Annotated in this window: 10 protein-coding genes; 3 read left to right on the forward strand and 7 right to left on the reverse strand. The window is 47.4% G+C overall.

Annotated elements, in window-relative coordinates:
- Nucleotides 1-210 (forward strand): hypothetical protein (locus PMG25_RS04345; RefSeq protein WP_283765687.1); only part of this gene is annotated, 210 nt, incomplete at its 5' end.
- 78 nt (nt 211-288) lie between these two features.
- Here PMG25_RS04345 and PMG25_RS04350 read toward each other — a convergent pair.
- The 5 genes from PMG25_RS04350 to PMG25_RS04370 form a co-directional block, all read right to left on the reverse strand.
- Nucleotides 289-13,704 (reverse strand): DUF4114 domain-containing protein, encoded by a 13,416-nt coding sequence (locus tag PMG25_RS04350; RefSeq protein ID WP_283765688.1) that lies wholly within the window; start codon nt 13,702-13,704, stop codon nt 289-291.
- A gap of 679 nt (nt 13,705-14,383) precedes the next feature.
- On the reverse strand, nt 14,384-16,693 hold the full coding sequence (locus PMG25_RS04355; RefSeq protein WP_283765689.1) for a protein kinase domain-containing protein: 2,310 nt from the start codon (nt 16,691-16,693) through the stop codon (nt 14,384-14,386).
- A 40-nt stretch (nt 16,694-16,733) separates the two neighbouring features.
- Complete coding sequence (locus tag PMG25_RS04360) at nt 16,734-17,003, reverse strand: hypothetical protein (protein ID WP_283765690.1); 270 nt, start codon at nt 17,001-17,003, stop codon at nt 16,734-16,736.
- Nucleotides 17,004-17,109: 106 nt separating this feature from the next.
- Complete coding sequence (locus PMG25_RS04365; RefSeq protein ID WP_283765691.1) at nt 17,110-17,340, reverse strand: DUF433 domain-containing protein; 231 nt, start codon at nt 17,338-17,340, stop codon at nt 17,110-17,112.
- Nucleotides 17,341-17,419: 79 nt separating this feature from the next.
- On the reverse strand, nt 17,420-18,265 hold the full coding sequence (locus PMG25_RS04370; RefSeq protein WP_283765692.1) for a PP2C family serine/threonine-protein phosphatase: 846 nt from the start codon (nt 18,263-18,265) through the stop codon (nt 17,420-17,422).
- 492 nt (nt 18,266-18,757) lie between these two features.
- On the opposite strand from PMG25_RS04370, the gene PMG25_RS04375 reads away from it, so the two are divergent.
- Complete coding sequence (locus PMG25_RS04375) at nt 18,758-19,270, forward strand: PIN domain-containing protein (protein WP_283751958.1); 513 nt, start codon at nt 18,758-18,760, stop codon at nt 19,268-19,270.
- Between the two features lie 15 nt (nt 19,271-19,285).
- Nucleotides 19,286-19,501, forward strand: coding sequence for a hypothetical protein (locus PMG25_RS04380; RefSeq protein ID WP_283751957.1), 216 nt, complete (start codon nt 19,286-19,288; stop codon nt 19,499-19,501).
- 301 nt (nt 19,502-19,802) lie between these two features.
- Here PMG25_RS04380 and PMG25_RS04385 read toward each other — a convergent pair whose 3' ends face one another.
- Together PMG25_RS04385 and PMG25_RS04390 are read right to left on the reverse strand one after the other, a co-directional pair.
- Complete coding sequence (locus PMG25_RS04385) at nt 19,803-20,150, reverse strand: HepT-like ribonuclease domain-containing protein (RefSeq protein WP_283751956.1); 348 nt, start codon at nt 20,148-20,150, stop codon at nt 19,803-19,805.
- The gene (locus PMG25_RS04390; protein ID WP_347178742.1) at nt 20,137-20,478 is read right to left on the reverse strand and encodes a nucleotidyltransferase family protein; all 342 of its coding nucleotides are present in this window, start codon (nt 20,476-20,478) and stop codon (nt 20,137-20,139) included. The genes PMG25_RS04385 and PMG25_RS04390 overlap by 14 nt, the downstream gene beginning before the upstream one ends.
- Nucleotides 20,479-20,699: the final 221 nt, after the last annotated feature.

The raw sequence follows: 20,699 nt of genomic DNA on the forward strand, positions 1-20,699 counted from the left end.
ACTTTTCTTTTAAAGATTGCCCCGGACTTTGAAAACCCCCTGCTTAAAAAGGGGGACTTTCTTGTTCCCCCCTTATTAAGGGGGGTTAGGGGGGATCTTTCTAATGTACTTCATTACAGGCATGAATTCCGTTGTGCTGGGGAGGCAATACCTAGGATGGTAGTGCCAAAGAGAAGGATGGATAGGGTTTTGATGATGTTCATGGGATGAGTCCTGAAGGTTGATTGAGGAAGAGGGGGCGATCGCCAAAGGATAACCAGAGGGCGATCGCATCTTTATTACCTTGAGTTATTTTGTCTGCCTCGATTTGATTTGAGATTCTAAAGCATTTGGACTCACATTAATTTTCTGATTATTGACCTCAATCCATACCTGTAAATCAACATGAGTTCCGAAAGAATTTCCTGTATTACCTTGTGTTCCAATGTCTTGTCCTGCTATTACTCTATCTCCTGGTTTTACTTGGCTACCATTTGGATATTTACTATCTGCCATGTGTGCGTAAGCTGTATAAACTGGGTAGTCTGTTCCTTTGTAGTTATAATTGACATCAGTTTTGATACGGATACGAGTTCCGTAACCACCTTCTTTTCCAGATGAAACCACCTCTCCTCCATACCATGTACGAACTCGCTTATCCTTCACGTCATAGTCAATGCCAATATTGTAATTACCAGGGCCAATCGTTCTAATTTTGCCATCTGCAAATATGGCTTGAGATTGATAAGTTTTGTAATTGTGGCCACGAGATTCCATATAACCACCAGTAACTTTGATTTCACCCAGTCGCCCATTTTTGATCCAGGGTGATTGAGTAGAATCTACATATTTTTCAGAAATATTTGTTATTCTCACAGCCGTACTAGGACGCTGAGGTTCACTCCAGGTGTAAATCTGCCTCATATTACCAGTTGGCCCAAAACCAGTGTTTTCATACAGCCACGGAACTTCACTACGTTCAAACAGAGGCGGTGGATCAACTAAATCTTTTAGCCCTGGTATGTACTCTACATAACGTAAGAAAGACTGCAAGCTTGTTGTATTTTCAACGATAAATTGAACAGTTCCATCTGAATTGGGAGAAACCTTGACATTATAGCTCCCTACAAATTGCTCTGTTGGATCGAGACCTGCATCCAAAAACTCTTTTGGCCCAAAATTATAATGCTTTGCTTCTCCAGGGGACAGTTTACCTTGATAAAACAGTTCCCTTGCCTGATTGACCCCTGGTGAATCCATCATGCTTTCTACCTGAACACTGCCCGGACCGAAAACGCGATCGCGCTCTTTTCCAATAGCCCAGTCTCCAGTCATACTGGCAGCATCTAATACTGCTTTGATATATCTTTCCAGAACCTTGCTTTCAGCAGAAGCTACACCAGAATTATCAGCCTTGAATAAAGAAGAAGGATCGCCAAAAGCATTTCCGTAAGGAAAATCGTTGCCATTTCGATCAACAAATCTGTACTGACCATTTAACTCATATATGTATCCGATCGGTACTCCACTATCTCTGACATCAACATATCTAGTTGCCTTTTCGGGAACCTGTTCGGGATATTTTCCCTCTAATATCACTTCTGGCTGTGGGTATGCTTCTTTAAACTGAATAGTTCGTATTGGATTTCCATTAGCATCAAGTTCAGTTAGCGATATTCCTTGTGCAGATCCTTCTAATTTTTCCTGATTTTGTTGTTCATTTTCTTCTTGATTACCATTTTCTGGATTTGTAGTGCTGTACTTTGTTCCTGTTGGGTCGATGTAGATATTGCCATCCTTATCCTGCCAAACATTTTCTAATGGCACTCCATAATATTCTGCTACTTCCTGAAGTTCGCGATCATCAGAGTTTGATTCCTGTTTGCTATCGATCTCAGGTGGACAAATGCACTCCTCTTTCCCAGAAATTTTATCAACCAAACCAACTAGGTCGTCTTTCCAGATATTCAAGATACCATTGATTCCAGAAAGCAACCCTTCAATGCCACCATCCTTAATCACGCCAGCTAATGCCAGACCCGTATTACCCGCTTTACCGGTAACTTCCAAAACTTTAGACAGAGTGCTATTGAAATTACCGGCAAAACTTTGACCGACGGAAAGAACAGCATTGAAAATATTGCTTATCGCGTTTAACCAGTCACCATCCTGAATCGCCTTAATCCCTCCATAAATCATCTGTGGGGCTTTTTCCAGACTTTGCACCACGGAAAGCATCACTTTTTGCGTGGTTGCGCTCAAGTTTTTAACCAAGCCACCTACACCCGCAGAGGCGACACTGGCGATACTGCCGAGGATTTGTAAGAAGCCCAGAATGCTCTCGCCAGACATAATCGAACGTGCGCCACTAAAAGCACCCGCAGCCACAGATTGTAGGGATTGCAAAGCTAATTTAGCTCCGGCAGTCAGGGTATTACTCATACCCATGGTAACCGCATTTAAACCTGCCATTACCACACTGAAAATACCGCCTAACCAATCTCCATTCATTACCGCTTGAATGGCAGTAATTCCCGCAGTCGCCAGGCTTAAACCAATGGCAAAAGGAATTAACACAGGGAAGGAAACACTGAGAATAGAAACAATAGTGCTAAGAACAGTCATGACTTGCGAAATCAGTCCCAATGTACTGTTCCAGAAATATTTTTTCCGCGCCTTCCGTTCGGCAACCCGTTGTTCGATAATTTGCTCCAACATTTCCTTCGATTGTTGGGCGAGTTCGTTGGAAATATCAACCGCTTGCTCGGCTAAAGCAACTTTATTTAAAGTCTCCAAATAGAGTGGGTCGAGAGTTTGTTTTTCACCGTCCAACTGCTCCATTCGCTCCAACTCTTTCAGAAAATCTTTAGACGCTTTCTGGATATCTTGCTCGGCAGTTTGTAACAGGGCAATATCCCACTGTTCCTCTAACTCGATGCGATTAATATCGGCTTTATAGTGTTGAACTTGGCCAATTAAACCAGCCATCACCTTAAACAGATTGCCCTGAATGTTAGCCGCTTCTTCGCCTTGCAAAGCCTGATGAATATCACTCTCAACCTCTGTTAACAGCGCTTTCAAATCTTGCGGTAATTCCGGTTGTTGCTGTTCCAAATTTTGCAACTGGGTTAACAGTGTCGCCATTTGCGACTGCACCTGTACCGGGTTAAAGTCCCCATCAACGCCGTCTAAACCGACTTGAGAGCGCACCGCATTCACCCCTTGTAGCAGGGCATCCTCGGCTTGCAACTGCTCCAGTTGCTCCAACTTCGCCCGCGCTTCTAACCGTTGACGCTCTAGCTCGATCGCCTCTCGCTCCAAGCGCTCCTCTACCGCTTTCTCGATGTCCTCTTGCCGTTGGGTAGCGATGGTTTGCTCTAACTGCGCTTGGGCGAGATTCAGTTGTTCTAAATTTATCAGGGTGATAAACGTTTGCTCCGTTTGTTCCCGGATGCGGGTAATGCCCTCTAGACGGGCTTGAGCCACCGCTAACTCCTGTTGTTTCTGCTCTCGCTCCTCCTGAGTTTCGGCAATGCGGTCATTAATATCTTTCAGCATTTTCGCTGCCGTATCTTGTTGCGCTTGCAACGCATTCTTCTGAGCTTGGGCCGTGCGTTTCAGGTGGCCGAAGTGGTTGGCTTGCGCTTGGGCACGGTGCTGTAGCTGGCGGTGCGTGAGCATTTCGTGATAGTAGCGGTTCGCTAGGGCGCGGTCTTCCGGGCGGGCAATCCCTCCAGCGCAACTGCCCCCGGTATCGCTGGCAATATCGCTATAATCTCGATAGTAGATTTCCGCAGCCGTCGCCATATCATTGTGCATGGCTACATCCAGCAGGTGTTTCGCCTCCTGATTGCCATTTCTTATCATCTCCTGCAACCGTTGCTGAATCTGGAATTCCAGGTCATTGACTTCCCGTTGTTTCTGGGCTGCTTGCAAGGTATAGTTGGCGTTTAATTCCGTCGCTTCCAACAAGTCGCGCAGAATCTGCTGATGTTCTTTGGCGGCTCGTAAATGCTCGTCATTTTGCGCCAATAAATCGGCTTGCACCTCTTGCAATGGAGCCGTGAGCGCCTGACTGCTGGCTTCCGCTTGCTCTGCCAACCGTTGGGCTTCGGCGAGTGCAGCGCGTGCATCAGCTAACTGTTGTTGCAACTGCTCTAAGTCGCCGGGAGAGGTGAGATAGGCATCGAGCAGCCGTTGCTCGGCGAGAATGACCTCATGTTCGGCAGTCAAGAGGGTGCGTTTTTGGCTAAATGCCCGTTGCTGTTGCTGCAAGACGGTGGCTTTATTGTCGAGCAACCCTAGGGCGTTTTGCAGTTGCGCCTGTTTGGTTTGTAGGTCAACATTACCGGAAGATTGGGCAATTTGTTCGGACAGGATTTCCCGTTGGGCAATTAAGTCTTCCCGCAGGCGGTTGACTTCCTCGGTTTCCGTCGTCAGGGCAACGGTTTGCCGCTCTACCCATTGCTCGACATCGGCAAGTTGATGCTGCAATTCCTGGGATTTGCGGTTGAGTGCGCCCCGTTTTTTGAGAATATCTTCCACCATGGGCAGATATTGGCTGTCGTTGGCTTCGAGTTCTTTCCATTCGGCGAGAACTTTGGCGTTATAGGCATCGGCTTCTTTTTGCGCTTGAGCTAACTGTTGCTCGACTTCCGGTAAGATATCTTCGAGCTGCTGCAACGCTTCCTTGGCGGCGGGAATTTGTTCGCGACTGGCTTCTAGCTGTTCGACTAAATTGCGACTGGCAGTAATAGAAGGCTCGGCTGCATTGACGGCGTTGACGGTGCTTGCCCATTGTTCGGCTAGGGGTTTTAAGCGCTCCTGTTGCTGGGACTGGTTATCGGTGGCAACGAGTTGACGAACGGCTTGTTCGCGCAGTTGCTTGGCATACTTGGTATAAGTATCCCAGAGAATCCAGTCATGATCGATGTGGGTGAGGGTAACCCAATGGTCTTCTCTCCTACCAGACCTACCGCGCTTCCAGGTTTTCCGGCGCTCTGTCCAAGTGGGGCCATTTTTGCGACTGCGATGCCAATGGTGGGCTGCTCGTTTTTCGTACCAGTCGGCTTGGGCTAGGGCTGCTGAGGCTTGGGCATTGGTTTGCGCGAGTTGGCCGGTGACTTGGGCGAGTTGGTTATTATATTTTTGGCTCTTATATTCTGCTTCTGCTTGCAGAATGTCAATCGCTGTACCATTCTCTGGAGCGTTATTTAGAAACTCCGCACGGTAAGCTTTAGCGGTGGGCAGTTGTAAGGCTGCATTCCGTTTTTGAGCGGCAACATTAGCGGCATGTTGAGAGGCATTCCGTTGAGCTTCAGCATGGTGGTTGTGAACCCATCCATAGACGGGTAATTTTTTAAGCAGTTGCAGCCAGGAACTTCTTGAGTGCCAACCCGTAATACCCCAAGTGCGAACCTTGCTATTCCAATAATTCGCATTCATTTGATACTGATGCCGTTGAGCTTCGTATTGCTGCGCTCGTGCTTCATCCTGTTGCTTGTAGATTTCATACTGCTGCTGGTACTCTGCCAACTCCTCGGACTCTGCACCATAGCGCTCGGCAATGGGGGCAATTTCTTCCCAGAGCTGGGCATCTTGTTCAATCCACTGTTTGAGCTTGTCGATTTCTTGGGTTAAGGTGGTTTGCCCTTGTTCGAGTTCGTCATAGCGGGGAGCAGCGACTTCCAGGGTAGTAATAGCATCGCGCAAATTGGCTAACGTGCGATCGCGCTCTCCATCAACATCCCCCAGTTTCTCCTCAATATACGCCACCAAATCATCGACAGATTGGGATAATTCCTGCTGACTTGCGCCAATTTCCTTGGTTTGTGCGTGTCCCTCCAGCAGTTGCTCCGTCCAAACTTTGGCTGCATCGCCCAGGTCTTGCCGGAGGCGATCGCCCAATTGCGCGTAAGCTAAGATGGTATCCTCGCTCAATGCTGTCTCTGTGGCTTCTTCCGTCTCCAATTGACGCTCAAGCGCTGCTAACCGCTCATCATTGGTTTCCAGTTGCTGGCGAATTTCCAGTTCTTGCTGCTGACGCAGGGGTTGAATGGCGTTGGTGGCTTCTTCGAGACGGGTAGTGAGAGCGGTGATGATATCTTTATTATCCTGCTGGCGGGTTAAGAGGCGATCGCGCTGAATGGTCGTCTCATCAATCAAGGCCTGTAGGTGCGAACGGCCGTTCGCCCCTACAATGGGGGTTCGACGTAATTCGTCTTCCCAATCAGCAATCAGATTATTCAAATTATCCAATTCTGCGGTTAATTCGGTGCTGCGAGTTTCCAACTGCTCGATAAACTCATTAACTTTGGGTTCTACTTCCGTGGCAAAGAAATCCACATCCGACTCTGTTCCCAAAACCCCAAAGCTAATCATCCGTTGCAGCGCTTCCGCTTGTTCGGAAGTCGTTTCCGCCAACTCATCCGCCGCATCAGTCGCCTCATTCACCGCATTTTGGAACGCCGCTAATTTAGCCTTTTCCGCCTCTTGCAGGGGTTTAAGCCGCGCAATAATCGGGGCCATATCCCCTTCAATTCGAGCCACTTCTGCCGTCAACTGGGTCACTTTCGGAGTCACTTCAGCCAGGGCCGCTTGCTTCTCATTCACAACAGCCATTTTCGGTGGAATTTCTCCTTTCAGTTCCGCAATTTTCGCCTCAGTTTCCTGAATTTTCGGCCAAAGATTATTGCGCTGTTCTGCCAACCGAGACGCTTTTTGCAAATTATGGCGATAAGCCGCAGCATGGCCACCATGATAAGCATAGGTGTGCCCATTCCAATACCACATATGTTGACGATGGTATTGCGCTTGTCCGTAATAATAACCTTCCGCACTGCGTAGGGGAGCATCCTGCGCTCTCAAGCTGTGCAACTGCAACTCTTGCGTCCGTAATTGATGTTGAGTAAACGCTAAATCTTTCTGAGCATCAGCCACTTCAGCTTGCAATTCTTCCTGCTGTGCCGTCACTTCTGCCAGATTCGTTTGAGTCTCAGCCAAATCCGATTGTAACCCTAACAGAGCTTGCCGGTCTTGTTCCCCTTGCTGGCGAATTTCCACCAACTCTTCTGTCGCAGTAACCTGATTTTCCAGCGCCTCTTGCCAAGCATCCGCCGCATTTTGATAATCCGATTCCAACGCATCCGCCTCATTCAGAACCGTCAACCGATTTTCGAGCCGCTCGACTTCCGTATTCATCTGTCGCAAGTAGTTATCGGTTAACTCAATTTCCCGATATTTGTCGGCAATTTCCACTTCTTTATCGGCAATGCGTTCATTAATTTCATCCAGAGTTGCTTGGAAATAATCCCGCTCCTCTTCGTTAATTTCCCGTTGCGCCTGCAAGTCCTCAATCTTGACTTCATTGGCAGCAATATCATACTCAAGTTCAGTGATTTTATCCTCAATCTCGGATAACTCAGTTTTCAACAGTTCCAAGGCTTGCTGCTGATTCGCCAATTGAGTTTCTTGGGCCACTTTCTGAGCCTCTAGTCCTTGTTTCTCTGTTTCTAAATCAGCAATCTTGGTTTCAGTTGCTGTAATTTCCGGTTGTAACTGATTCGCCAGGTTTTGTGCGTCTTGAGCCGCTATATCGCGTTGTTGAGCTGCATTTTGCGCCGCAGCCAGAGAAGCATCACGATTAACTACAGCTTGAGGATTGTGAATCCAACCATAAACCGGAACTTGTCGCCATCCAGTACGCCAATTTTTTCCTGATTTATATCGGTAAGATTCCCAGCGATGACCGGTTACTCCCCAAGTGTTAATTCTACTATTCCAATGATTGGCATTGTTTTCATGTTGCTGACGCTGGCTTTCCCAATTCTGAGTTACCGCATTCGCATCTTGAATCTGCTGATGATAGCCTTGTAAAACAGACTGTTGTTCGCCAATTTCCGCATCTTTATCAGCAATCTTGCCCTCAGTCTCCGCAATTTCAGATTCAATGTCATCAATCTGAGCTTCTTTATCGGAAATCAAGTCCTCTTGCCCAACTTTATCTTGTTCAGACTGCGCCAGATGATGCTCAAGGATTTTAATCTCTTCTTGGGTTGTCCGGATAGCTGTATTCGTATCAGCAATCTGCTGTTCTTTGAGGGCAATGGCATCCTCTAAATCAGCCTCAGCATTAATCGCTTGAATCGCGGTAAACTGCGCTTGCGTCTCTTTCAGGTTAGCCAGCTTTTGCTCTGACTCTTGAATCGAGGGTTGTAAAGTTGACTCCAGTTCTTTTGCTTTTTGAGTGGCTAAATTCCGTTGGTGAGCCGCATTATTCGCCGCCGCTTGAGCCGCATTGCGATTATGTTCTGCTTGGTGATTATGAATCCAACCATATACCGGTCGTCGATTTTTACCCTCATAGCGAACAACACCCCAAGTGCGAATTCGACCATTCCAATAATTCGCACTATTTTGATGGTGATGCCGTTGATTTTCCCAGTGTGCAGCAACCCCATGAGCATCCCGGATTTGAGTTCGATAACCGTTGAGAACCTCCTGTTCTTCGTCAATCTTCTCTTGCCATAGCTCTACTTGCTTCCCGATTAACTTCTCTTCCTCAATCGCCGCTTTTTCCAGTCCCAACTCGCGATATTCTCCCTGCAACCGCTCCAGGGTTTCATTGGCATCCGTTTGTTGTTCTTGCGCCGCATCTAACCGGTCTTGCAAGTCATCAAAGCCATTCAAGAAACTCGTACTGCGGTTCTCCATTTCCCGCAAGAAATCGATATACTCTTGCAACGGCAAAGAATTGGTTTCCGGTAAATTATCGCGCCGGTTTTCCAACTCTTCAATCAACTTCGCCAGCGCCAACCGTTGCGGAGATTGGGGAGCAGACCAATTAATCTGGTCTTCCTGTAATTTCGCCCAATCCAGTTGTTCGTCGATATCGGAGATATAGGCTTGCACCGCTTCAAATTGCTCCACTAAATCGGGATTCGTCGTTACCGCATTGCCCAACTGTATCAACAATTCTTGAGCGCGAATTTTCTCGTCTTCCAGTTGCTGGATTTGCTTTTTAATCGCTTGCAAGCGCTCTGGATAGGGCAAGAGATGGCCATAGGTTTCCAGGAACGTTTGTAAATCCTTTTGGGTGGTTTTCCGTTCCTCACGATTGGCTGTAGATTGCTCTTGCAAATCCGTTAACCGAGCTTCCGTTGCCTTGGCTTTATCTTCCTGAGTGGGTAACTGCTCGCCTTCGAGTTTCGCCAATTCTTCCTCAGCTTGTTGAATTTGTAAATCCAGGGTTTCCAGTTGCTGCCGTTGCACCGGAGTTTGCAAGGCGAGTAAATCTTCTTCTGCTTGCAATTTTTGCTCGTTGGCATTGATTTCATATTGAATTCCCTGTTTCAATTCCGGCCAATCTGCCACCCGTTCTGCCAACGCTCGCGCCTGTTGATTAAGGTTATCGGCCTCGGTTTGAGCTTGTCGCGCCCATTGTTCAAAAACCCGGCGTTCGCGTTCAGCAACATTGGCTTGATGTTGGGCTTGATTTCGAGGTGCAATATGTTCGGGATGTCGTCCACAACTAAAACGACCAACATTAGGCTGATACAGACGATTATGATGGTTAGCCGTATCTTGATTTTGCTTACGCCGTTGTTCAGCTAACGCAGCTTTGTGCCAATATTTTTCTGCCAGTTGAGTCTTTTTGGCTGCTTGTTCTTGCAGCACTTTTAAGATTTGATTGGCATGTTGAGATTCACCGGTAAGTTGAGAGAGGCGTTGATTATTATTCTCCAGGAGTTGCTGGTAACCGCTCAAAACATCAGTTTGATGATTCATCTGAGTCGCAAGCTGGTCAATTTTCGCGGCATTCGTTGACAAGATATGACCTTGGGTTTCAGCACTGTAGGCATTTTTGCCAGCTTGGTTGGCTAGAGCCATGTGGTGATTGTATAGAGGATGTTTTTGCCTGGGAGAGCGTCCGCAAGTTAGCCAAGAACGACGAGGTTGAGTTATCCAAGAATACTGATGGGCAAGATGAGTATGATGGTGCTGTATTTGCCGGTGCTGCGCTCCTTGCTGATAAAAACTCGAAGCAGTCGCTCTCAAAGCCGCAGATTTTTGTTGATACTGGGCAATTTTCGCCTTTAACTTGTCAATCTCAGCTTGCACAGCATCGGGGTCAGCGAGTAAAGTATCGGGGTCAACTAACTGGTATTGCAGTTTCGCCAGCGCGTCTTTCACTGCTTCCTTGCTCTGAGCAATGGCTTCTTCTAGTAGCTCTATCTGCTCGGTATTCCCTTCAACTGCTTGCTCGCGCTCGGCTTTCAATGCTGCTAATTGTTCGTTTAACTCCTGTTGGCGAGTTTGCAAGGTTTGCAAGCGCCCTAATTCCAGTTGATGATGGCGGGTTGCCAAGGCTAAAGCGTCGGCTAACTGTTCTGACTCGGCAAGGGAAATGGCGGCATCGGTGTCGGTTTGCTGATAGCGCTCTAATGCCTGTTCTTTCTGCTCTTCCAGGGCTTTTTGCAAGTCCTCTAAGCTTAAATCGGGATTACCTAAATCCGATAGGGTTTGCCACTGCTGCAATAACTGATTCTGGGTATCGGTGAGAGCCTCTATCGCCTGCTCGGTGGCTTCTCCAGCCGCACGAGTTTGAGTAGTAACCCGCCCTTCGCCGGTAAAACGCCTCACGTCGATATCTTCACTCTTAACGACCTCTTCTGGAGCAATTAACCCCGCCATCAGCACGGCTTCGGTGACATTCAGCAAGCCTGCACCGCTCTCGGTATCCCAACCTTCTTCGCCTAAGTCTTTTGCCGTTTGTACGAGAATCTCTTTGACTTGCTGATAGCTTAATTCTGGATTCGCTTGCCAAACTAAAGACGCGGCTCCGGTAACATAGGAGGTTGCCCGCGATGTACCGACAAAGGCATCGGGGTCATTTTTATGTTCTCCTCCAGGAGCAACGAGGGTGAGGGTTTCGCCGCGACTGGAATAGTCGGCGACTTCTTCGGTGGGGTTGACTGCACCGACGGTGATGATGTTGTCGAATTCATCGGCAGCTTGTCCCAAGGCAGACATATCATCCCCAGTATTTCCAGAGGCGACAACGAGGAGAACGTTGTTATCGCGAGCGTATTGCAGGGCGAGTTGTTCTTCTGGAGTGAGTTGATAGCGGGTGGTGATTTGCCCTTGGTCGTCGATTTGAGTTAAATCGAAGCTGAGGTTAACGATACCGCGCACATTATTCGCGTCACCCGTAGGGGCAGGTTCACCCAAATTTTGGCCGTTAGACGCATCAATTGGTAAACCTGCCCCCATACCCGTGGCATTTTCACCAGTAATGTTATTCACATTGATGGTGGGGGAAAGGGCGGGTTCAGGTAAATCTGGGTTGGTGTTGGGGAGGGTTGCAGAACCCGCCCCTACGGGGTTATTGGTGGTGGGTAATCCGGCATCGTCGCGGAGAGTATCGACATAGGCGATAAGTTGTTGTGCCCAATTGTTTCCTTCTATGCCTAATGTTTCGTATTCATTGCTGGGATTAACGGACTCGAAAACTTCGGTAACGTCTTCTCCATGGTCTCCAGCAAAGTCGATGAAGGCAACGGGAACATCAGGCGAGTCGGGTAAAATTAGGGAGGCTGCGCCTTGGGCGTTAATGAGATAGTTGTCCCATTGGCTAAAGTCTTCGCTGGTGAAGGCTTCTTGCAGAGAACCGGGTAAGCCGAAGAGTTCGCCGATTTCGGGGTTGTCGATAATGGCGTTAAAGGTTTCTGCGGCTTCGGGGGCAATGCCGACTTTTTCGAGGATATCGGGACGCTCTAGAACGTTGTAAATTGTGCCAAAGTTGTCTTCGAGTTCAGTAAAGACTTCTTCGACGACGGGCAGAAGTTCAGGATTTTCTAAGACTTCGATGAGGTTATCGGGATTTTCTTCAAGGGCTTCCTGAACTTTTTCTAAGCCGGTATTGAGTGCTTCTACGGATTCTTCGGAGACGGTGTTGTTGACGACTTCGATGGTGTGGATGGCGCTTTCTCCGGTTTCGGATACTGCGCGGACGGCAATTTCGGTGATTTCGGTAATGTCGGTTTCGGGTTGGGGGTTGATTTGGAGGCGATCGCCCTCTAAACTAGCAGAAGCTTCTGTTTCTGTAGGCTCGGTGTCCTCAATCCCCGGAATTACAGGCACATCATCAGGTAATTCTTCGGTTACATCGCCCCCTTCAACTAACTCATAGGTAACTGTTTCATCTTCTGCAACTGCGAAAATATCGGATAATTCAATCACTGGCTCAGACTCTTCTGGGTCTAAAACCACCGATTCAATCTCGCTAATGACCTCTATGGGTTCGGGTTTAATATAATCGAGAATCTCTTGCCCTAATTCGGTTTCGCGCCAGTCGTTCTCAATGTCAATCACGTCATCGAGGTGTACTGCTTTACCTGTCGCGCCTTTGATGCGGAAGATGATGTCGTTGTAGTCATAGTCGCTGTTGCCATCAACCCGGATATCTTCCATGACAAAGGTATGGCCATCTCCGGTAACATCGGCAATTTGGCCCACATGCAACCCATCATCAGGATTTGCTGTAGAAAGGGAGAACAGAGGACGACCGGAACCGCCGATACTGGGGTTATCGAATACTTGTTGTACGCTCTTGTTGGGAACGAGCATTACGCCAAAGGTGTCTCCAGGGCGCATCTGCACGGTTTTCACACCGGCGAATTCCCCTCTATTCCAGTTCTTTTCGCCCATAGCGCCCTCGAATTTCGCGCCTTCTGTTTTGTCAGAAATGACGATATGACCCAATTTAGGGGCATTTTCGGCGGGGAAATCGGTGTCGGTGGGGGCGGGTTCACCTAAATCTGGGTCAATCGACGAATCGGTTGATGAACCCGCCCCTACATCGGATGGGGTTTCGGTGGATTCGATACCCAAGGCGCGAGCGGCAGCTTCTTGGATGAAGGCTTCTGAACCAGGTTCTAGGTTGTCCATGCCTTCTAAGCTAAAGAAGGCGACTTCTCCCTGATATTTCCCACCATCAAAGAGATACTCAATTTCTACTTCTCCAGTTTCGCCAACGGTGAAGACTCCGGAATCAAATTCAAAATTAGGTTCGGGTTGGGCGAGTTGCTCAATGACTTGCTCTTGCTGATTCTTGTCGGTAGCCTCTTCTGGTTCATCTGAGTTTTCCAGGGTTTCATCCCCTGCTGTCTCATCTGTTGTGGGAAGAATTTCCTCTTCACTGGTGGCTTCCGAGGTGAAGGCTTGTGCTACAACCGGCTCTTGGGAATCCTCAGTTTCGGATTGAGCATCGATAACTTTGCTCGGTTCTGTACCCTCTTCTGTTTCACCCGTTCCATCTAGAGTTAAGGTTGGCGCTACTACTTGCTCTGGAGAACCGTCAACTTCGGATTCAGCATTGATGACTTCGTTGGGTTCTGTATCCTGTTCTGTTGGCAAGTCGGTAATAAATTCAATCTCTTCGATGTCTTCGTCTGGAATGAGATTAGTGACTTCAGCCGTGTCGATTTCTTCGCGGGTATTGGCATCGGGTTCTACTTCTTGGGTTTCTGGTGTATCGGTCTCTTCAACGAGGTCAGTATCAAGTTCGGGAATGTCAATACTGTCTGTATCGAGGTTATCTGGGGTTTCTTCAAATCCATCGACGATGCCGCTAGGGGTGAGGATGGGTTCGAGAATAAAGGTTTGAGAGTCTTGGGGGTTGGAGGTTTTGGATGATTTTTTTCTAAACCAGTTTAAGAACGACATGGGGGTAATCCTTGGTATATGCACAACATGATGATTGAGCAGAAGCGATGAAGGCTTCTATAAGGTACTCAGGTTTTGGGGGGGTAGTTTTATGCAAAATCGAGAAATCTGTAATAAAACTTCATATTTTGTTTAAGAGACGATTTGAGTTATGTTCTCTCAATCCCTTGTCCAAAGAGAGTTTTATCGGATTAATGGCTTGTAACGAAATGTGAAGTGTGGTTCAGGTACAGATGTTAAGGTGGGCAGGGTCTACTTGTAGAATTTGAATGATACTGCGGTTTTCTCCTGCCCACCCTACTGGCGTGACATAGCTCATTTGGTGTTTTAGGAATGGGTGGTGTAGCGTGTCCGCAGGACAAGCATCTTGCTTGTTAGAGGTGACAGGGCAAGATGCTTGTTATATCAAATCCTTAAATGGTTGCTACTTTCTGTGTACTGTAGAGACATGGTGGGTTCGTGCGGGTTTCCGCAAGCGGACATGAATACAAAAATAGTTGTCAGTCTACAAGATTTGGGTATAACCCGCCCCTACAGAGATCTGTAGCGCAAATAAATAGATTTTATATTAGAGGTGACAGCGAGCAAGATGCTCGCACTCCTTCCTCTATTGCTCATTTTAGCTGCGTCACGCCACTACGATTGATACGGTAGAGCGATCGCCTAGTAGGGACTATCGCTAATTGTTGCTTTCACTGACTTGCCAGATCTTAATGTTGCCATCGGCTCCCCCACTGACTAAGAGATCGCCTTGGGGACTAAAGGCGAGGGATAACACTTCGTCATCATGATCTCGGAGGAAGCCGATCGCTTCTTGGGTGTCTAGATTCCAGATTTGAATGGTGCGATCGCCGCCACCACTGGCTAAAAGTTTACCATCGGGACTCACGGCTAAGGCTCTCACTTCCCCCGGATGCAGCAGTGTCAGTTGTATCGCTCCTGAAGTCAGATCGCGGATGAAAATTTGGCTACCTTGACCAACGATAAACCGTTGATTATCGGGCATGACAATCAGAGCTTCTATGGCGGAATTCGTGACTTTGGGTAGCACTTTGTCTTGTAAGTTGATTAAGTTAACTTGATATAAATTTCCCGTATCTGTACCCGCAATTAAGGTTTTTTGATCGGGAGTGAGGGCCAAACGATTTACCCATCCGGTTTCCCAGGAAAAGGTTAAGCGGCGAAAGCCATTATATAAGTCCCATAGCTTGACAGTGCGATCGCGGCTGCCCGTTGCTAAAATTTTATACTCACTACTAATCGCTAAGGTCACCACTCCCTGTAATCCCTCCTGGGGTTCAATCTGCCGTTGTTGGTTATTACCGAGATCCCAAATCTTTAAGCGATTATCGCTACGACTGGCACTGGCCAAGAGTTTGCCATCGGGACTGAGGGCGATCGCACTCACGGCATAGGAACCGCGCTGATCCTGATGAGCATTGAGGGTGCGGCTCAGGCTTCCACCGGGTAATTCCCACAGCTTCACAGTGCCTTCTGTACCATTGCTGGCCAAAAGTTGACCATTGGGACTCATGGCGATCGCGTTAATGGGTTCTTTCTGGGAATCAATCGTATGAGCCAGCCGAATCTGCACATTCCCTTGGCTCAGTTCTATTTTTTGGGGGGCACGAAACCGAATTTCTCTGAAATTGCTTTGATTCCCATACCAAACTCCTGCAACTGCTAAACTTAATACAAATACCCCCGCTAATAGGGGATGTAGAGAAGGATGCTTTTGATCGCGCCAAGAGGCTTGCATCACTGGAATGGGCCCTCCTTGTGTATTCTGGGGATAGCCAGAATTCGAGGGCGGCAAAGGCGTAAAATTAGACCAGCCTGGAGCTGTTGAGGGGGCATTAGACACCCGATGACCTCCCCAATGATGGGTCGGAGCGGGTTGAATGGGAATCTTCTTGCGGTTCACCGGTTTCAGGTGCAGTCCCCGTTTTACGGCGCTTTGAGAGGGAAAGGGATCGCGCCCATTTAACCGTTGCGTGCGATCGCACCACGGACAGCGATCCAAATGACTCCCATAGCGATGCTGATCGTTTTTGCTACAGGTAATTAATTCCTTCTCTGCCTCCTGGAGCGCCAACTGCCACATCTTGGCATCTGGGCGCACATGGGGATTTTCAAACCCTTCCTCAAAACAGCGCCGAAACAACACTTGCAGTTTTGGATGCAACATTGTGAATGGGGGAGATACGGGCATAGGCGTGAGGGGAACCGATCGCGTCCCATGGGGAAAATACCCCTCAGCAATCCGTTGGGCGATCGCCGGAGGATCTCCCGGTAATTTATACACTCCTGCAAATGGATGGGTTCCCTCCATTAATAACTGAAAAATCAACACCGCTAACCCAAAACAATCCTGTTCCGGAGTACGATTCAAATTACCAAAGGACTGACCTTGTAGCTCTGGAGGCGTAAATTCTGGCTTACCCACCGGACAGCGATAAACTTCTTTCGTTTGCGGATGTTTCACCTGAATCGAATCCATATCCACCAGGGTAATTAAAGTCGTTTCTGTCACCAAAATATTCGACTCATTCACATCCCCAATCACATATCCCCGCTCATGCAAACTCTTCAGAGCGCCTGCCAAATTTCGCGCCGTTCGATGCAACCGAGAATATTCAAACCAAGGCCATTGAGTGCGGCGAGTTTTCGGATTATACAAATCAATAATCGGTCGCATTCCACTAATGCGCGGCATCAAAAACCCCACCACCTCTTGCTTCTGATTTAAAAGCAAATCCTCCGGCCAAGCAAACGAAAGATGATTTTGACTCGCAGTAGGATTATTAGGCGGATTTTCCACCATTGCCGCCAATTTAGGGCCATATTCCGGTTTCAGCTTATGATAAACCTTAGCCACCAGAGTCTGATCTTCGCTGAGTCCATAGACTTTCGCTTCACCACCCACCCCTAATTCCGTGGCGGATTGTAAATCTATCCAGTGTTGATTTGAGTGGCGTTGAAGCTTCATGATTCGTTGAATTTAAAAATGACATATCTTAGTTCAGAAGTCATCGATCGCGATCCTCTCGAATTAACACCGTGCTATCTCTAAAACCAAAATCTTGCGGATTAGCTCTAGGACGAGAGCGAATTCTGTGCAAAATATCGGACATCGACTCCATCTCTGGTACGGATTCAGTTATGGTTTGATTCGCGTCCAAGGATTGTGCTAAGACATGAATGACCGCCTCATTAACTGTCCATTGCTGTTCAGACGCTAGACTTTGAAGACGACGATACACTTCATCGGGTAAGTTTTCAATTTGCAGTGTAGCCATACGGTAACCTAATCGAGAAACAAACGAGACAGCTATATGAAGACAGCCCTATTGTCTTCATCCCAAACTTGGCGAGGCGAGAGATTTTGGTCAAATAACAACATGATTACTCAACGACTACTATCAATCGCTCCCGTTGAGCAGCAAAACTTAAACAAGCTAAAATATCCTCTTGGGTGAGATAGGGAAAATCTTCTAGAATTTCTTCATAGGTCATTCCAGAGGCTAAGTATTCCAGGACATCATAAACTGTAATTCTCATGCCTCGAATACAGGGTTTTCCTCCCCGTTTGCCGGGTTCGAGGGTAATGCGGTTGGCAAGGTTGGCGGGTAACATAGGGCGCTTCGCACGGTAATGGGTAATCGTCTTCTGAGAGATCTTAGCCTAGACCGGAGCGATCGCGATCCTCTGGCATTTATGAATGTTTCATTGACTTCAAGCTGGCTAATACCATAGTTAAATCATCATCTGTCCGTTCCGTAATCCGGGGATGAGCCAGAAATTCCTCCAATTGACTTTGAGCCGCTTCAGCATCTTCCATTTGATCCACAAACCGGAACAGGGGGGTAAAGAAGGGAGCATGGGGATCACCTTCGGGTAATTTTAGGGCCAATCGTTGCAGTCCATCGGAGAAGAGGGCAAAATGGGCAATTTCTCCTTCCCAAACCTTAATTTGGGCGCTCTCTAAGGCGTTGGGAGAAATCAAAAAGGTAGTTTCATTGGCATATTCTCCGTTTTCTGGCTGGGTGAGTGCGGTAAGATGACCTTGGCGATCGCCAATTACCACGGCTCCATCTCCTACCTGCGCGACTGCTACCTTCTGGGAATTAGCCACCAAAATTAACAATGTACTCGCTAACTGACGCACTTCTATATCTCGACTCAAGCTTTCTGCGGCGATCGCATTTTGAGCCTGTTCTAACACTTCCCCTAATAGCTCTTCCCAGCAGACCTCGGCATGTTCTGCCTCTAATTTATCCCATTGGCGCTTAATCTGCTCCACTGCCGTTTGCGTTGCCACTTGCGCTCCCACATCCGACAACGACGCAGAACCCGCTCCATCTGCCACTGCTGCCACTATCCATCCCGGCCCCAGGATATCCCAAGCATGGGCATCTTGGCAGGGTTGCCCCCGCTTCTGATGACTCGTTCCTAACACCGAACTGGCGATCGCCTGCCACCCATTCAAAGGCGATAAAATATGGTCAGGATCGTGGGGGATGGGGGTTTGCAGATCTCCAGACAGGGTACTCATGGTCATCAGTTGCTTCAGTTGTGGATACTCACCCCAATTCTGTCATTCCCAGGGCAGGGAAGCAATAAGTGAGTAATGAGTAATGAGTAATGATTAATGAGTGTAGTGCGAGCATCTTGCTCGCTGCCGTTCTCTAGCGAGCAAGATGTTTGTCCTTCGGACACGCTACGCTAACGCACTCCTTGCGTTGCCTCATTTGAGCTGAGACAGTCCCAAAATCCTTTAAATCAGCCATAATAGCCTATTAACCTTAACCCATTAATTTCTTAGGTACGGGAGCGATCGCCATCCTCTCCCATTCACAGAGTGAGATCCATGCGATCGCAGGATGGACAGAATAGTGCAGTGGACTTTCAATTCTATCATGGTCTTCTCCTGCCGACCCGCCATCCCTACAAATGGAGTAAACTTGATTAACAGTGAGACACATCAATCTCTCTACAATCTATCTAGAACATCGGTATATGTAGGGGCGAGCGGCCGCTCGCCCCTACAGCCATGTCTCATTACTATTCCAATTGGCTATATGAAAAAATTCTTGACATTGGAGGAAGCGATCTAGTGAACTATCGCATCTATATGGATGTTTGCTGTCTGCATCGCCCTTTTGACGATCAATCACAACAGAGAATTAAACTTGAGACCGAGGCAATTGATCAAATTACTTTACGATGTTTATCGGGGGACTTTATCTTAATCAGTAGCACAGCTATAGAGTCTGAAATTTCTCAAAATCCTAATCCTAATCAGGCGGAACAAGTTATGCAGTCTTTATCAATTGCCCAAGATAATATATTAGTTACAGATAATGTGGTTGGTCGTGCAAGGGAGTTAGTTGGACTAGGGTTGAAATCTTATGATGCCCTACATATCGCTTGCGCTGAAGAGGGGAATGTTGATATTTTCTTAACGACTGACGATCGCCTGATGAAAAAAGCGATAGAATATGAAGATATTCTCAGGGTCAAAGTTGCCAATCCTGTGATTTGGTTAATGGATGTTGAAACCTAAAGAGGCGAAAATAGTATGACTCCAGTTGAACTGGCTAGAAAAGGCTTTAAGGTGTTAGTGGATAACCTGGGTTATGTGGATTCGGTAAAATTTTTGAGATTGTTTGACCCAGGCAATGGAGATTACACCGCAGAGCGTCATCAATGGCTAGATGAAATGAGTATGGATGATATCCTGGCTGATATTCACCAGCGTCAAAAACAGTCTTTTTCTGATACTCAATCAGATTAAACTAGAGCGCTTCGCAGGAGAGAATAGGGTCTGATACATCTTAGCCGAGATTAGCCGAGACGGGAGCGATCGCCATCCTCTCCCATTCACAGAGTCAGATCCATGCGATCGCAGGATGGGCACGATAGTGCAGTGGACTTTCAATTCTATCATGGTCTTCTCCTGCCGACCGACCCGCCATCCCTAAAAATGGAGTATAAATAGAGATATAAGACGTTTGTTAAGAGCCTTCCCATCATGGCTACTTCCGATTCTCAGCAACCCCCTTCTGCTCATCCCACACACAGCGTTCCAACCTAAATTATTCTGGGTTATCATCATTGGAAACTAACGGTTCGATATAGCTCAGAAGTTGAGGCAAATTCTCCGAAACTACTTTCCAAACTTCATCAATATCGACTTCATCATAATCATGAGTAATCACATCGCGCATACCTGCTATTTCTTTCCAGGGTATGCTGCTATGCAGTTGTCTAAACTCTTTTGATAATCTTTTGGTGGCCTCACCAATAATTGTAATCCGGCGCAAGATCGCATCTTGTTTTTCTAGATTACTGCTCAAGCTTTGAGAATCAATACCTTGAGTATATTGAAAAATAAGTTGTATAGCCGTCATAATATCGACTAAAGATTCTCTATCTCGCGACATAAATTACCTCAGCCGAATCGAGAATATTCTTGCGTCGAATCCAGTTCTGGCTGCGTTCTATCGCTTTCTTGCTAATCAAATCAACATCGCGCGAGCATAAGAGTTCTAGCTCTTCCTGCATGTGCATCTTTTCAAACAGTCCCCGTTGAGCCGTCGGTTGATAGGATACCAGAATATCAATATCGCTGCCAGCATGGAAGTCAGACCGCAGAATGGAGCCAAACACAGCCAACTCAGCCACATGCCAACGCTGACAAAAGTCAACCAGTTGTTCGGGAGTTATCCCCAGGCGATCGTAAATTTGACCCTCAGCAATTGTGGTACTCATAGCTGCTTGGTTGAAGTCATCTGTCATCAGTGTATGAGATGACTGATTTAATTGAACAAGGTCGTCAATTTATGAACAATAGGAGTATGAAGAGGCGATCGCCATCCTCTCCCATTCACAGAGTCAGACCTATGCGATCGCAGGATAGGCACGATAGTGCAGTGGACTTTCAGTCTTATCATGGTCTTCTCCTGGCGACCTACCCGCCATCCCTAAAAATG

This window comes from Roseofilum capinflatum BLCC-M114 (genome assembly GCF_030068505.1).
Classification (GTDB): domain Bacteria; phylum Cyanobacteriota; class Cyanobacteriia; order Cyanobacteriales; family Desertifilaceae; genus Roseofilum; species Roseofilum capinflatum.

Bases quoted from the DNA above. Each gene is read 5' to 3' on its own strand.
- PMG25_RS04350 (WP_283765688.1), bottom strand. From the start codon at position 13,704: ATGTCGTTCTTAAACTGGTTTAGAAAAAAATCATCCAAAACCTCCAAC.
- PMG25_RS04355 (WP_283765689.1), bottom strand. From the start codon at position 16,693: ATGAAGCTTCAACGCCACTCAAATCAACACTGGATAGATTTACAATCC.
- PMG25_RS04360 (WP_283765690.1), bottom strand. From the start codon at position 17,003: ATGGCTACACTGCAAATTGAAAACTTACCCGATGAAGTGTATCGTCGT.
- PMG25_RS04365 (WP_283765691.1), bottom strand. From the start codon at position 17,340: ATGTTACCCGCCAACCTTGCCAACCGCATTACCCTCGAACCCGGCAAA.
- PMG25_RS04370 (WP_283765692.1), bottom strand. From the start codon at position 18,265: ATGACCATGAGTACCCTGTCTGGAGATCTGCAAACCCCCATCCCCCAC.
- PMG25_RS04375 (WP_283751958.1), top strand. From the start codon at position 18,758: ATGTCTCATTACTATTCCAATTGGCTATATGAAAAAATTCTTGACATT.
- PMG25_RS04380 (WP_283751957.1), top strand. From the start codon at position 19,286: ATGACTCCAGTTGAACTGGCTAGAAAAGGCTTTAAGGTGTTAGTGGAT.
- PMG25_RS04385 (WP_283751956.1), bottom strand. From the start codon at position 20,150: ATGTCGCGAGATAGAGAATCTTTAGTCGATATTATGACGGCTATACAA.
- PMG25_RS04390 (WP_347178742.1), bottom strand. From the start codon at position 20,478: ATGAGTACCACAATTGCTGAGGGTCAAATTTACGATCGCCTGGGGATA.